Source organism: Porphyromonas levii, from assembly GCF_018206105.1.
Taxonomy (GTDB): domain Bacteria; phylum Bacteroidota; class Bacteroidia; order Bacteroidales; family Porphyromonadaceae; genus Porphyromonas_A; species Porphyromonas_A levii.
Genome location: NZ_JADRGN010000028.1, coordinates 15874 through 31890 on the forward strand (window position 1 = coordinate 15874; position 16017 = coordinate 31890).

Annotated in this window: 12 protein-coding genes; 3 read left to right on the forward strand and 9 right to left on the reverse strand. The window is 47.6% G+C overall.

The genetic code is table 11. The annotated features are described in order from the left end of the window. Window positions 1–267: 267 nt before the first annotated feature. From dusB to IX315_RS06820, 8 genes are all read right to left on the reverse strand, one after another. Complete coding sequence (gene dusB, locus IX315_RS06785; protein WP_211637192.1) at window positions 268–1260, reverse strand: tRNA dihydrouridine synthase DusB; 993 nt, start codon at window positions 1258–1260, stop codon at window positions 268–270. Further along, on the reverse strand, window positions 1241–2941 hold the full coding sequence (locus IX315_RS06790; protein ID WP_211837292.1) for a SulP family inorganic anion transporter: 1701 nt from the start codon (window positions 2939–2941) through the stop codon (window positions 1241–1243). The genes dusB and IX315_RS06790 overlap by 20 nt, the downstream gene beginning before the upstream one ends. 109 nt (window positions 2942–3050) lie before the next feature. Then, window positions 3051–3800: a 3-oxoacyl-[acyl-carrier-protein] reductase gene (fabG, locus tag IX315_RS06795; protein ID WP_018359196.1), complete on the reverse strand. Its 750-nt coding sequence runs from the start codon at window positions 3798–3800 to the stop codon at window positions 3051–3053. Between the two features lie 8 nt (window positions 3801–3808). Further along, on the reverse strand, window positions 3809–4393 hold the full coding sequence (locus IX315_RS06800) for a TetR/AcrR family transcriptional regulator (protein WP_211639959.1): 585 nt from the start codon (window positions 4391–4393) through the stop codon (window positions 3809–3811). 9 nt (window positions 4394–4402) lie between these two features. After that, complete coding sequence (der, locus tag IX315_RS06805; RefSeq protein ID WP_018359194.1) at window positions 4403–5728, reverse strand: ribosome biogenesis GTPase Der; 1326 nt, start codon at window positions 5726–5728, stop codon at window positions 4403–4405. Between the two features lie 10 nt (window positions 5729–5738). Beyond that, complete coding sequence (gene era / locus IX315_RS06810) at window positions 5739–6623, reverse strand: GTPase Era (protein WP_018359193.1); 885 nt, start codon at window positions 6621–6623, stop codon at window positions 5739–5741. 9 nt (window positions 6624–6632) lie between these two features. Then, window positions 6633–7637 (reverse strand): beta-ketoacyl-ACP synthase III, encoded by a 1005-nt coding sequence (locus IX315_RS06815; RefSeq protein WP_018359192.1) that lies wholly within the window; start codon window positions 7635–7637, stop codon window positions 6633–6635. Between the two features lie 305 nt (window positions 7638–7942). Beyond that, on the reverse strand, window positions 7943–8350 hold the full coding sequence (locus IX315_RS06820; protein ID WP_134849659.1) for a YkvA family protein: 408 nt from the start codon (window positions 8348–8350) through the stop codon (window positions 7943–7945). 539 nt (window positions 8351–8889) lie between these two features. On the opposite strand from IX315_RS06820, the gene IX315_RS06825 reads away from it, so the two are divergent. From IX315_RS06825 to IX315_RS06835, 3 genes are read left to right on the forward strand one after another with little or no spacing between them, the layout of a single operon-like run. Then, the gene (locus IX315_RS06825) at window positions 8890–9936 is read left to right on the forward strand and encodes a PDDEXK nuclease domain-containing protein (protein WP_134849658.1); all 1047 of its coding nucleotides are present in this window, start codon (window positions 8890–8892) and stop codon (window positions 9934–9936) included. 4 nt (window positions 9937–9940) lie between these two features. Next, on the forward strand, window positions 9941–10936 hold the full coding sequence (locus IX315_RS06830; RefSeq protein WP_134849657.1) for a restriction endonuclease subunit M: 996 nt from the start codon (window positions 9941–9943) through the stop codon (window positions 10934–10936). Between the two features lie 19 nt (window positions 10937–10955). Beyond that, a complete protein-coding gene (locus IX315_RS06835; protein WP_211837293.1) occupies window positions 10956–14903 on the forward strand; it encodes an Eco57I restriction-modification methylase domain-containing protein in 3948 nt (1315 codons plus the stop codon). 42 nt (window positions 14904–14945) lie between these two features. On the opposite strand, the gene IX315_RS06840 is transcribed toward IX315_RS06835, so the two are convergent. Continuing rightward, the coding region (locus IX315_RS06840) for an Eco57I restriction-modification methylase domain-containing protein (RefSeq protein ID WP_211837294.1) at window positions 14946–16017 on the reverse strand (1072 nt) is incomplete at its 5' end.

Sequence of the window (16017 nt, forward strand, 5' to 3'; positions counted from 1 at the left end):
CAGTTTAACCCGATATGACGGATAAAATAGATTCCTCACCCCTCAATTACCCCTTAATGAAAACCGCTCGCCTGAGTCGTCATTGCGACTCAGGCGAGCAACAAAATTTATTCCTAGGAATAAATTTCGCTGATATAGGGTCTCACGAAAAGGCTTGAGCCATCAAAGATTTTGCGAGATACGACAAGCGGAGGCGATAGTCTGCCCATGAGGCACGCAAAGTGGGCTTTCGCCATTGGGGCACAATGGGCAATTCCCCTAACGGAGTCAGAGAAGGCTCCCGAGCTTGAGCGCCAAGGCTTCGTCCATGAGACGGAGCAATTCCACCTCCGTTTCGGCACGAAGCATAGCTATACGGTGGTTCTTGAAGTCGGGTATTCCCTTGAATATTGGGGTGAGCGCTAGATGACGGCGGAAGTGTAGAATCCCTTTCACCTCATTCTCGCACTTTAGGATGCTCTCGTGGAGTAGCCGCTTGAGCACCTCCACATACCACTCCTCAGGATGCTCTGGTGCAGACAGACCATCCACAACTGCCCTCATCTCTTCGAATATCCAAGGCTGACCAATGGCGCCTCTTCCCACCATAACGGCATCGACACCGGTCTGTTCGAAACGCTCGAGCGCTTGGGCTCCGGTGATGACATCGCCATTCCCGATGATAGGAATGGTAATATTGGAGTTTTGCTTCACCCGAGCGATAGGCGACCAATCGGCTTCCCCCTTGTACATCTGGGCACGTGTCCGCCCATGGATAGTAAGGGCTGCTGCACCGGCATCCTGGATTTGCTCGGCTAGTTCCTCTATGATGATATGCTCCGCATCCCATCCCAGTCGTGTCTTGACCGTTACGGGGAGCGCTACCGCCCCTACCACCGCTCTAATAATCTCGAGCATCAGAGGGATATCTCGCAGAAGTCCTGCCCCTGCGCCCTTACCTGCCACACGCTTCACAGGGCAACCGAAGTTGATATCTATAAACTCTGGGGCAGCCGCCTCAGCCACCTTGGCAGCCTCGCTCATCGTGTAGGCATCTCGCCCATAGAGCTGAATCGCTACGGGGCGCTCCTGATCTGCCACCACCATCTTCCGAAGCGTGCTAGGGATAGAGCGGATAATGGCATCGGCATTGACGAACTCGGTGACCACTACATTGGCGCCAAACTCCCGAGCGATGAGCCGAAACGATGCATCGGTTACATCCTCCATTGGCGCCAAGAAGAGGGGGCGCCGCCCTAGATCAACCTTGCCTATCTTCATACGCTATCCACTTCTGATAATCCTGGGGGTAGTGCTCTGCCACGAACTCTAGGGCTCGCTTCTGTGCGAGATCGATATGTGGGGTAATGTTATCGTCTCCTAGGAGCTTCACCACGCCAGAGAGGCGAAGGGCCTCTAGCACATTATCTTGGACGCCTGATAGAATGACCTGAGTATTACTCTCGCGGTGCAGTTCTATCATAGTCTTGAGGTTGTGTAACGCGGTACTATCCACAAAAGGGACGCGACGCATGCGGATGATGCGCACACGGGGATTATCGTTCATGGAGCGCATGGTCTCGTCGAACCTATTGGCGATACCGAAGAAGAAAGGTCCGTCTATTTCGTACACCTCCACGCACTTGGGCAAGTGTAGCTTGGGCTCCTCGGGGTGTTGGCGCTGGTTATCCAAGAGATTGATTTCCGATGCTTTGAGCACGCGACTTAGGAGAATCAGGATGGCCACAATCATTCCGATACCAATCGCTACAGTAAGGTCGATAAGCACAGTGAGGAGGAAGGTAATGACCATCACGATAGCATCGCCCTTTGGTCCCCTGAAGATAGCGGCGAAGGAGCGCCACCCACTCATATTATAAGAGACCACCACGAGCACGCCTGCCAAGACCGCCATTGGGATATGGCTAGTGAGAGGCGAGAGCACTAGCATAATCAGGAGGAGTACCACGGCATGAATCATACCTACCACGGGGGTCTTGCCACCGCTATTGATATTGGTCATGGTACGGGCAATAGCACCGGTGACCGGTATACCCCCCACAAAAGGCACCACGAGGTTGGCAATCCCCTGCCCCACGAGTTCCTGATTAGAGTCGTGCCGAGCGCCTATCACACCATCCGCTACTGAGGCACTGAGGAGACTCTCAATAGCACCGAGCATGGCGATAGTGACTGCCGAGGGGAAGAGGAGCTGCAGACGCTCCACGGTTATCTCGGGGAATACAAGACTGGGGAGACCCGCTTCGATGGTGAAGCGGTCGCCAATGTTTTCAGGACGTGTCAAGCCCATAGCGCCCAGCACTACGCTGGCTATCGTGAGCACGATAAGAGCGAGGAGCGAGGCGGGTATATTTTTATTCACTCTGGGGACGAGGACAATGATAAGCACGGTGAGTACTCCGAAAAGGAGCGCTAGCCATGAGGTGGTACCAAAGGCTTGGAAGTACGCCTGCCACTTACCGAGGAAGTCGCCTGGTAGCTCGGTGACCTGCAGCCCGAAGAGGTCTTTGACCTGTGTAGTGAAGATGGTAACGGCAATACCTGCGGTAAAACCTACGATAATGGGATATGGGACAAACTTAATCATAGAGCCCAGACGGAATAGTCCGAGTGCCATGAGCATGATTCCCGCCATAATGGTGGCCAGGGCAAGCCCATCGATCCCGAACTTCTGGATAATACCATAGACAATGACAATAAAGGCGCCAGTAGGCCCTCCTATCTGCACTTTAGAACCTCCGAAGAGTGATACCAGTAGACCTCCAACAATGGCGGTAATCAACCCCTCTGTAGGGGATACGCCACTAGCGATACCGAAGGCGATAGCCAGTGGCAACGCCACTACGCCTACGATGATTCCGGCAGTGAGGTCTTTGAAGAATGTCTCTTTGTTATACCCCTTGATATCCTTGAGGAACTGGGGCTTCATGCGTACTTTCATGTGATTGGTCTATTTTTGTTCGGTAGTCGGTAGTCAAAAGTCGGTGGCAAGCGCCCTCAGCGAGGTGCACCAACTACCGACTCCTGACAGTGAACTACTGTTTACTGTATTACATAACCATGCCGCCACATACGTTGATGGTCTGCCCCGTGATATAGGATGCCGCATCGGAAGCGAGGAAAACAACTACTTGAGCGACCTCTTTGGCTTCGCCCGGACGACGGAGGGCGATAGACTTGCTCCACTCAGCCACTATCTTCTCATCGAGCACCCCGGTCATATCTGTCTTGATAAAGCCTGGTGCCACAGCGTTGGCACGTATGCCGCGGCTGCCTAGCTCCTTTGCCACAGACTTGGTGAAGCCTAAGAGACCTGCCTTGGAGGCTGCATAATTAGCCTGACCAGCATTGCCTTGCACACCGACAACCGAAGAGATATTGATGATAGAGCCACCACGTGCCTTCATCATAGGCATAGCGACAGCCTGTGTGAGGTTGAAGGCGCTCTTGAGGTTGACGGTAAGGACATCGTCCCACTGCTCCTCGGTCATACGCACGAGTAAGGTATCCTTAGTGATACCGGCGTTATTGACAAGGATATCTACCTTCCCAAATTCAGCAACTACCTCCTCTACAAATGCCTTTGCGGCAGAGTAGTTCGCAGCATCTGTCGCATAAGCCTTGCCCTTTACGCCTAGAGCAGCAAGCTCCTCCTCGAGGCTACGGGTATTATCATTGATCGAACGACCAGTAAAGGCAATATCTGCGCCTTGACTGGCTAGCTCTAGCGCAATAGCACGACCAATACCCCTACTACCACCAGTGACAATTGCCACCTTTCCTCTTAGTATCTTCTCCATATTGTCTATTATTTTTGTATTCCTTCCATTAGTAAACTACGCACCACTCGGTAGGTCTGCATCACCGATCGCTCGCTCTTCCCCAGCTGCCCTCGTATGAATGGCACCTCTAAGCCCTTCAGACAGGCATGCAAGAGCATGGCGGTAGTCTTGACGTCTACACGCCTGAAGGAGCCATCGTTGATGCCATCTATCAGAATCTTCTGAATCAATTGGCGCTCCAGTACATCGAAACGCATACGAGCGCGCTCTACGGTAGCGATATCATTGAAGAACTCTGCCTGAAGGGTGCCATTACGCTGAACCACTTCATTGACTGCCCTCTGGCGCTTAGCGATGAATAGCATGAGCTTTGCTACACCGTTCATCGGCTGAGAGATAAATGCCTTTAGCTCTTCGTAGAGTGTCTGAAGCTCCTCTTGGATGACCGCAAGGTATACATCGCTCTTAGTACCGAAATAATTGTATAGGGTACGTCTGCCCTTGCCTGCCGCTACTGCGATGGCATTCATAGTAGTAGCATGATACCCCTGCTCGGCAAATAGACGCCGAGCTACCTCTATAAATCGCAGTCTCGTCTTATCAATTGCCACGCCAATGTACTAGTTCTTATCCCTGATAAATATATTGATTGGCGTGCCGGTGAAGTCCCAGTTCGCCCTTATCTGATTCTCCAAGAAGCGCTTGTAGGGTTCCTTTATCCACTGTGGTAGATTGCAGAAAAATACAAAGCTAGGTACCTGCACCTTAGGCAGCATAGTCACATATTTAATCTTGATATACTTACCCTTATTGGCGGGTGGTGGCGTCTTCTCGATGATTGGGAGCAATACGCTATTGAGCTTGGCAGTAGAGATACGCTTCTTCCTATTATCAAAAATCTCCTGCGCTGTCTCAAGCACCTTCAGGAGGCGTTGCTTCTCTGTAGCGGAGATAAAGAGGATAGGGAAATCGGTAAAGGGTGCTAGCCTATCCTTGATGGCATCGATATAGCCTTCCATTACCTTATGATCTTTGTGCTCAATCAGATCCCACTTATTGACACACACTATCAAGCCCTTCTTATTCTTCTGGATGATCGAAAAGATATTTAGGTCTTGCCCCTCGATACCCTTAGTAGCATCGAGCATGAGTACACAGATATCACTATTCTCTATGGCGCGAATACTCCTCAGTACTGAGTAGTACTCAAGGTCTTCATTCACCTTACCACGCTTACGGATACCAGCAGTATCTACAAGGCTAAACTCGTGCCCAAACTTATTGTAGTGGGTATAGATAGAGTCTCGGGTGGTACCCGCTATGTCAGTGACAATATGCCTATCCTCACCTAGGAAGGCATTGATAAGCGAGGACTTCCCGGCATTAGGTCGGCCTACTACAGCAATACGAGGATACTCCAGCGCCTCATCACCCTCCTCACCCTTATCGGGCAGGAGCTCCACCAGCTTATCCAGCATCTCGCCGGTACCGCTACCATTGATGGCAGAGATAGGCATAGGATCGCCCAAACCGAGCTTATAAAACTCCGCTGCATAGGGCTCCATATTGAAGTTGTCCGTCTTATTCGCGACCAGAATCACCGGCTTACGATTGCGTCTCAATAGTTGCGCCACCGACTCATCTAGGTCACCCAGACCAGCCTGTACGTCTACGAGGAATAGGATAAGGTCGGACTCCTCGAGCGCTATCTCGACTTGCTTATTGATTTCATCCTCAAATACATCGTCACTGTTATCAACCCACCCTCCCGTATCTACTACCGAGAAGGTACGACCATTCCACTCCGACTGCCCGTACTGTCTATCACGGGTAGTCCCAGGCTCGTCGGTCACTATCGCCGTACGCGAGCGTGTCAGACGGTTGAAGAGCGAAGACTTCCCCACATTGGGCTGTCCCACAATCGCCACCAAACTATTTACTGCCATTTCCTATCTCTCAATCCTGCTTGTATCCAAAACTCCTCAGCATCCGTTCACTACTTCTCCAGTCTTTCTCGACCTTCACAAATAGTTCAAGGAATACCTTCTTATCAAAAAAGCGCTCTATATCCTGCCTCGCCATCATACCAAGCTTCTTGATGGCAGCTCCCTTATTCCCTATCAATATCCCCTTTTGTCCCTCACGCTCTACGAAGATAGTAGCACCGATGCGGATAAGGTCGTCACCCTCCTTGAAGCTTTCCACCACCACCTCGGTAGCATAAGGCACCTCCTTCTGGTAATAGAGAAATATCTTCTCACGGATAATCTCAGAGACAAAGAACCTCGCTGGTCTATCCGTAAAAGCATCCTCCTCGAAGTAAGGAGGTGACTCTGGCAATAGCTCCTCCACCCGCTGCTGCACGTAAGCAATACCGGCATTGTGCAAAGCCGCCACGGGTATCACCTCAAGGGCGTTGGGGAGCAACGTCTTCCACGTGGCTACCAACTGCTCCAGTGCTTCGGCATCGGAGAGATCCGCCTTATTGATGAGCACCATCACAGGGATATCCAAGGTGCGCACCTCGGCCAAGAATGCCTCATGCTTATCGGGATCCTCCACCACATCGGTCACATAAAGCAGAATATCCGCATCCCCAAGCGCACTCTTGGAGAAGCCAAGCATCTGCTCCTGCATCTTATAGGCGGGTTCTACCACTCCAGGCGTATCGCTATAGACGATCTGAATCTCTGGGCGGTTTACAATACCTATTATCCTATGCCTTGTGGTCTGCGCCTTATTGGTGATAATACTTATCTTATCCCCTACCAGCTTATTCATTAGCGTAGACTTCCCCACATTGGGGTTGCCCACAAGATTGACGAATCCCGATCTATACATACACCTCTATTACTTACTATCGTACCCCCACTTCAGCCAGATGGAGCCCCAGGTAAAGCCGGCGCCAAAGGCGGTGAGGATAAGATTATCCCCTTTCTTGAGTCGATTCTCCCATTCGCTCAGGCAGAGCGGGATGGTAGCCGAACTCGTATTACCATACTTATCGATATTGACCATTACCTTGTCCATGCTCACGCCCATGCGCCTTGCAGTGGCATCGATGATCCTCATATTGGCTTGGTGTGGTACGACCCAGTCGATGTCCTCGAAGGTCAACCCATTCTTCTCCATCAGCTCTACCGAACAGTCACCCATCTGGACTACAGCCGACTTAAACACCTTCTGTCCATCCTGATATACGTAGTGCTGACGTGCCTTCACGGTCTCCTCGGTAGCAGGATTAGCCGAACCGCCAGCACGGAGTATCAGGTAATCACGACCATGGTTGTCGTTCTTCAGAATCACATCCTGAATACCCATACCATCCTCAGTAGGCTCCAGTAGTGCACAACCGGCACCATCGCCGAATAGTGGTAGGGTAGCTCTATCGGTGCGGTCTGTAATGGCAGACATACGCTCTGCAGAGATCAGAAGCACCTTCTTATAGACGCCACTCTCTATAAACCCTCTCGCTATCTGGAGCCCATAGAGGAAGCCAGGGCATGCTGCCTGGAAGTCGAAACAAGGCACCCCATCAATACCACACTCCCTAGCTATGATTGAAGCCGTAGTAGGGAATTGATAGTCGGGCGTATTGGAAGAGCAGAGCACAAGATCAATCTCGCTCTTATTAATATTGTGTCGGGACAACATATCCTCGACCGCACGAATCCCAAGATAAGACGAACCAGCGCCTGGCACCTTGAGCACCCTTCTCTCCTTGATACCCACACGAGTGGTAATCCACTCATCACTAGTATCCAGATACTGGGCTATCTCATCATTCGACAATACATCTTCTGGCACATATCCCCCCACAGCAGTGATGACTGCAGACCTCTTATTAGGCTCCATCTTTCTGTCTTTTTTATCTTAGAAACTACTCTATCAACCGAAGTGAGCAATCGCACAAAGTCAATTGTCACGCGACAAAGGTACCAAAAAAGTACACACTTCAAGAATAGTGTGCCATTAAAATTCCCAAAATAGGGAATGGACAATACGACCTCTAAGCCCCCAAACCCCCTAAAGGGGGCTTTCGCAGCTAAGTGGTACTATCTGTAGGAGCATGTGTGGGCGAGGGTGAAGGGAGCGTACTGGCGTACGCGACCAAACCAGAATGCCGAAAGCAACCCACTAGTTTGCGCTTTAGGCGCGTCTCATTTGCAGAAGCGTGTCAGCGCATGCCGAGCCTTCGCATCAATCTCAGGCGTCAAATACCGCTCCACCTGCTTCATCACAATACCAATCACAATGATATCGTCACTAAACCCAAATAATGCGGGCAGGAAGTCGGGCAGGAAGTCCATCGGGAAGATAAAGTAACCCAATGCGCCCGTGATATATAGTTTCCCTTTTAGAGGAACCTCAGGGCTTCGATAGATATAGTAGAGCTGCAAGAGCGGAAGAAGCACTGTCTCGCCCAGCATCATACCCACCCTATGGAGCTTCTCGGTAAACGATAGTTCACTAAAGTGCGCTGTGTACTTAGAAAAGTCCTTAGGTTTCATCTCCTTAAGCATAACACCAATAGTCATTGCCCTTCCTATCAATCCTTTTTTTCTCATCTCTAATCGTCTCAAATTTATAGTGTTTATACATTATCTATATGCAATGATACTAAAATAATAGCACATACCCCACTCCATCCTAATAGTCGCACCCGAAACGGAGACCCTATATCAGCGAAATTTATTCCTAGAGATAAATATATTTATCTGTACAGAAAAATAAATTTATTCCTAGGAATAAATTTGCTTGCTCAGGCGAGCCACGACAAGCACATTAGGGTCTACAAAATAAGGAGGACATGATGAATAATCCCATAGGGGGCGTGGACAGATAACGCTAGGAAAAGACACAATAAAATTGTACCTAACAGATAATCAATAAGAAAGAATAATGGGCAAATGGGTTACGAGTTGGAAACGAGCGAGTTTCTTTCCCCTTCTTTATTCTGCATGCTTCAAAGACCATGCTGTTCTATGTTGCAAAGGTAGCTATTTCTCAATGAAAAATACTTGAATATGAGGAAAAACATTCTCTTAGAGAAATAAGTCTCTCAATCTTTCATTGTTACAATATTAATTATAGTACCTTTGTGAGTATGAGTTTTGCAAATATCGAAAATACGGAAGACCTTTACCACAAAGTCGCGCGGCTTATAGAAGAGAGTCGCGCTCATATTGTTGCATCAATAAATTTAGCAGAGGTATATACAAAGTTCCGTATTGGACAATATATTGTAGAAGAAGAACAACGTGGTGAGACCAGGGCTCAGTATGGCAAGCAAGTTCTCCTATCGCTTGCCGCTAAGCTTACCGAAAAATTTGGTAACGGATGGAGTTACTCTAATTTGCGCCAAATGCGCCAATTCTTTGTGGTATATAGTAATTTGACAACCACTGGCTGTCATATTGATGATTTTACTCCAAAGTTTACATTGTCCTGGTCGCACTACTTGCTCTTGATGCGTGTTGAAAACCCCGATGCTCGCAAGTTTAACGAAATAGAAAGCTCGCAACAGCAGTGGTCTAAACGCCAATTGTCCAGGCAAATAGGAAGTAGTCTTTACGAAAGACTGGCTCTCAGCCGAGACAAGGAGGGAGTGATGCGTCTTGCCCAAAAGGGACAAGTAGTAGAGAAACCATTCGACATCATAAAGGATCCAATTACGCTGGAGTTTTTAGGTTTAAAGCCCGATACCCTATACTCTGAATCAAAGTTTGAGAATGCCATAATTGGACGTATGCAACAATTTTTGTTGGAGTTAGGAAAAGGTTTTCTTTTTGAAGCAAGGCAAAAACGATTTACCTTTGAAGAAAGACATTTCTATGTGGACTTAGTCTTTTACAACCGATTATTGCAATGTTATGTATTGATAGATCTAAAGACAGGAAACTTATCCCATCAGGATTTGGGACAAATGCAGATGTATGTCAACTATTATGACCGCTACGTCAGACAAGATTTCGAGAACCCAACAATCGGTATTCTACTCTGCGAGAACAAAAGTGATGCATTAGTAGAACTTACTCTACCCCAAAATGCCAATATCTACGCCTCTGCCTATCAGTTGTATCTTCCCGACAAAGCTCTGCCGCAATCAAAGGTAAAAGAATGGATTTCTGAATTTAGAAACAACGCAGAGTAGTGATATGAAGGCAAATATAGATATTAGCGAAAATGACCTTTTAAGAAAGTCTGAGGAACTCTTGACCGAGTTGCTTAGAGATCATACGACTCAGAAAAATATCTTTTGGGCTACGAATGATTATGCCTACCTTGGCGAGGAATATAGCTACCGTGCCCCCATTACCATATCTTGCATCACAGGAGAGAATGGAACAATCATACAGCCGCGAGTGCTAAAAACTCGGGAAGAACAAATAAACCGAACCAAAGACAAAGCAGAAGTTTTTACACCTTCATGGGTATGCAACGCACAAAACAACTTAATAGATGAAGCATGGTTTGGGCGTAAAGACGTTTTTAACCACGAACACCCCGAAACTAAAACATGGACTACGAGAACCGAACCTATTGCATTTCCAGAGGGCAAGACGTGGAAAGATTATGTCCGCTCCACCCGTATGGAAATCACTTGTGGAGAAGCACCATATCTTGTAAGCCGATACGATACGACCACAGGAGCATTTATCCCCATATCACAACGTATAGGTATGCTCGACCGCAAATTGCGAGTTATATCGGAAAACACTTCCACTACAGACGAATGGCTCAAGATGACACAAGAAGCATACAAGAATATCTATGGCTATGAATGGCAAGGGGATAATCTTTTGCTCGCTCGCGAAGCTATGCTTATGACCTTTATCGAATATTATGTCGAAAAATTTGGAAAGCAACCACAAGCTCGTTCGATCAAGTACATTGCTTATATAATTGCTTGGAATATATTTCAAATGGATGGTCTCAAAGGAGTTGTTCCCAATAGTTGTAAACATAATGAAGTTGTAATCGAACAAACTCTTTTTGAAGCAATGGAACGAACCGTCTTTTGTCACGGATGTCAGAATGAGACCTATCAAGGACATAACGGGACATACTGCCTCATCCGAGATTGGGGGCGTAAAGACCCTGCGACAGGAGAAAATCATCGCAAAATCCGTTTCATTGACTTAATAAAATAATAACATAAAGTCTCAAGCTATGGCAACTTTTGAATCATCACTCAAACCTCGTTTGATTTATGTCTTTGCTATTGCAGACAAGCAACATGAAGGGAGCCTGAAGATAGGAGAAACCACTCTTGGCGATGATATTGGCTCGGCTTCGACAGATCCCAATAGCGAAGTGCTTAACCAAGCAGCAAAGGCTCGTATAGACCAATATACGAAGACAGCAGGTATCAGTTACGAACTTCTGCACACCGAACTCACGCTTTACATACAAGGAGGTCGCATTTGCTCTTTTAACGACAAGCAAGTGCATCATGTTTTAGAACGTTCGGGCGTAAAACGTAAGGAATTTGCAGGAGCTACCGAATGGTATTCTTGCGATTTGGGAACCGTCAAACGAGCTATTGCTGCCATCAAAGAAGGCAAAGAAAGTTTAGGGGCAAGCGAAGTAACGCACGATGACAATCCCATCATTCTGCGTCCGGAGCAAAAGGTGGCTGTGGAGCGCACACTCAAGCAGTTTCGCAAAGGCAATCGGATGCTATGGAATGCCAAACCCCGGTTTGGTAAAACCCTCTGTGCCCTGCGTGTAGCCAAGGAGATGGAAGCCGTCCGCACCATCATCGTTACTCATCGCCCGGTGGTAGATGCCAATTGGTTTGAAGATTTCGGGAAAACATTCTACGATCGCCCGGAGTGGCACTATGGATCGCACAATAAGGGCGAGAGTTTTTCCTCCCTCCAGAGACTTGCTGCGCAAGGAAAGAAATATGTATATTTTGCCTCAATGCAAGATATGCGAGGCTCTAAGGAAGTAGGCGGAAAGTTTGACAAGAACAACGAAGTCTTTTCGGCCTCTTGGGACTTGGTGATTGTCGATGAAGCACACGAAGGCACACAGACAGAATTAGGAAAAGCCGTTTTAGGGCAACTTATCGGTAAAAAGACCAAGACATTGAGCCTATCGGGGACGCCTTTCAATCTGTTGGACGACCACAAAGAGGAAGAAGTCTTCACTTGGGACTACGTCATGGAGCAACACGCCAAAATAGATTGGGAAATCAATCATCTTGGCGATACCAACCCATACGCCGACCTGCCTGCTATCCATATTTATACATACGACCTCGGGCGCTTGATGAGCGAATATAGCGACGAAGAAAAAGCCTTTAACTTCCGTGAGTTTTTCCGCACCCGAGAGGACGGAGGTTTTGTACATGAGCGAGATATAGACCGCTTTCTCTCGATGCTTACCACAGAAAATAAGGAGTCGCTCTATCCTTATACCAATGATGGATTCCGAAAAATCTTCCGTCATACCCTTTGGATTCTACCCGGGGTCAAAGCAGCTAAAGCACTCAGCCGGAAGTTGAGCGAGCATCCAGTATTTGGACTATTCAAGGTAGTCAATGTCGCAGGAGATGGCGACGACGAGGAAGAAAGCCGTGATGCACTCGAACTTGTCAATAAAGCCATTGGCAAAGACCCTGAGGAATCTTATACGATAACTCTATCGTGTGGACGACTTACCACAGGAGTAAGCGTTAAGCCTTGGACAGGGGTATTCATGATGGCTGGATCATACAGCACCTCGGCTGCCGGATATATGCAGACCATCTTCCGTGTGCAGACTCCTTACACACATAATGGGCGTATGAAGACCGACTGCTATGCCTTCGACTTCGCTCCCGACCGCACACTCCGTGTGCTTGCCGAGGCTGCTAAAGTATCGCACAAAGCAGGAAAACAAACCGAGGGCGACCGCAAAATTCTTGGCGACTTCCTTAATTTCTGTCCTATCATTGCCATCGATGGTGGGCAGATGAAACAATATAAAGTGGGAACCATGCTCGCACAACTTAAGCGTGCGCAGATAGAAAAGGTGGTGCAGGACGGTTTTGAGAATGGCGCACTCTACAACGATGAACTACTCCAACTCACGGATGTACAACTCAAAGAGTTTGACAACCTCAAAGGAATCATAGGCAAAACGAAGGCTATGCCTAAGTCGGGAAACATCGATATTAACCGACAGGGGCTGACCAACGAGCAATACGAAGAGAAAGAGCAACTCGAAAAGAAGAAAAAGAAAGACCTTACGCCAGAGGAAAAAAAGCGACTCGACGAGCTTAAAGCTAAAGGCGACCAGCGTAGAGAAGCCATATCCATTCTCCGTGGCATCTCTATCCGAATGCCCCTCATGCTCTATGGAGCCGAAATGGTGGACGAAGACAAAGAGTTGACCATAGACAACTTTGCCAACCTTGTGGACGACCAGTCTTGGGAAGAATTCATGCCCCGGGGCGTAACCAAGCAGGTGTTCCGTCGTTTCAAGCGTTATTACGACCCCGACATATTCCGTGAGGCAGGCAAGCGCATTCGCGAGATGGCTCGCATGGCAGATAAGTTTACCATTGAGGAGCGTATTGCCCGACTGGCAAGCATCTTTGGCACCTTCCGCAATCCCGACAAGGAAACAGTACTCACGCCATGGCGCGTGGTAAACATGCACCTTGGTGATAGTCTGGGCGGCTACTGCTTCATGAACGAAGACTTTACCTCAGCCTTAGACACACCTCGCTATATCGAATATAAAGGTATCACCGCCGAGGTGTTTCACTCACAGAGCGTCATCTTGGAAATCAACTCTAAGAGTGGTCTCTATCCGCTTTATGCCGCTTATAACATCTACCGCACAAGGATAGAGGAGGCTCGTGAGAAGTATGGAGAGGTCAATCGCACCACGGCTCTCATGCTATGGGATAGAACTTTAGAAGAAAACATCTTCGTAGTTTGCAAAACCCCTATGGCACGCTACATCACCATGCGTACCCTGCGAGGTTTCCGCAATGCCGTGGTGCATGCCGAATACTATCCCGACTTGATAGAAAACATTACCACACAGCCCGATAGTGTGGTGAATATGCTTCGATCGGGCAAACACTTCTGGAAGATAAATAATGACGAAAATATGAAGATAGACGCTATTATAGGCAACCCACCATATCAGCTGACTTCAGAGAACACAAGTGATGCACCTGTATACCATTTGTTCATAGACCTCGCAAGTCAGCTTGCTCAGCGGATTTCTCTTATAACACCTGCTCGCTACCTCTTCGATGCAGGGAAAACGCCAAAGGAGTGGAACTCTAAAATTCTTAATGATGAGCATTTCAAGGTTGTGACCTATTGGGCAGATAGCACGCAGGTATTCCCGACTGTAGATATTAAAGGTGGTGTAGCAGTTATGTATCGGGATACAAAGCAAGATTTCGGTAAAATCGGAACATTCACAGCCTATCCCGAATTGACCGGCATAGCTGCTAAGGTCCCTTATCCTGATGGTCAATTAAGCGACATCATATATCCACAAAACAAATTTGATCTAAAAGTAGTCTATGCGGATTATCCTCAAGCAAAAGATATTGTAGGAAGTGGTGGTAGAGAACGACGTCTCACGACTGCCATTTTTAGACAATTGCCTTTATTTAATCAGCATCCGATAGATAATGCATATAAGATACTCGGTTTAATAGAGACAGATCGTTGTTGTCGCTGGATAGACAGACGATATATTGAGTCCCATCCGAATCTAGATAAGTACAAGGTGATTGTCCCCAAGAGCAATGGCTCGGGGGCAATCGGCGAAGTACTAAGCACTCCCCTTATCGGGGAACCCCTTATCGGGGTTACCCAAACCTTTCTGACGATAGGAGCATTCGATACTCGGGAGGAAGCTGTGGCCTGCTTGAAATATGTCAAGACAAAGTTTGCCCGTACTATGTTGGGACTCCTCAAGGCTACGCAGGACAACCCCAAAGACACTTGGCGACTTGTTCCTCTGCAAGACTTTACGGCAGACTCGGACATTGATTGGACATTATCTGTTGCAGAAATAGACCAACAACTCTACCGAAAATACGGATTGGAAGAAAGCGAAATCGCTTTTATTGAAGAAAAGGTGCGAGCAATGGAGTAATCAAAATAGGAGGCAAGCCTTATAATGGCTTGCCTCCTATTGTTAACGTTCTGATAGTGTTTGTTCGATGATGGCTTGCATTGTCGCATCTATTCCAAATAGTTGATAGAGTTGGACATTCACATCTTGGGCGTAGTCTATTATTCCGTTGTCGTCTGTATAGTCCAATAGATCGGGTACAAGTTTTCCTAAGGACGTTAAGGCTTCATCGGTTAGCAAGAATGCGTAGCGTATGAAATCAGTTTGGCAGTAAGCGTAGAAGTTTCTAGCCTCTTGCTCTGTTTCAAATGTTTTGAGGGCTACGCGAGAACGACCAAAGGCTGAGCGATTGTCAAGCACTGCTATCTGGTTGCTTCGCTTCTGTCCGCCGGCATTGGCACTCGACACCACGACTTTCCACCGATGTAAGTAGTCCAAGCCAGTTTTAATTACTGACTGGTGGGCTACATACCAACTGGCTCGTCCCGCTTTGCCTGCCTTGTCATTCGTAAACAGCTTTATTTCATCTTCACCAAGCATCATTCCTTCTTGATAAGGGCGAACTAAAGTCGGATTTTGCTCTACAAAATCGCTCTCTATGGAGAAAAGTTTTTGCGATAAAACTGTATTAGAGATATAACCAAAACGATTACCAACAACGGCTTGTATCTTTTGACTGATTTGCTCTGCCATTGGGTCAAGAGCCATCAAAACATCTCCGGGGTTCGGCATTGTAACTTCTACGGTTTTTCCTCCTTTGCTGTAAGCATAGACAAAGCCCCCTTGATTCTTAGCATTGTCCTTAAATACGATAGAAAGCCCATCTGCTATACCTACGTCTTGGAATATTTCTGTAGAGTCGGGGAAGAAATAAAGACGGGAGAGCCTCTTATCGTTGATTTGATTGTAACCAAAATCCGCAAGTCCCTTTCCCGAGCGATGTATCCATCGCCCGGCAGGATAAATGAGCGAGGAGTAGCGTGGGGATAGTTTATCTGCAAGCAACTGAAAATGCTGAAATATATTTGAACTTCGCTTCTGCCCATTATCTGTGTCTTTCTTTGCTACGGTCAGCTGATATGGTGGGTTGCCTATAATAGCGTAAATCGGCGAACTTTTTGCGATATTACTTAAC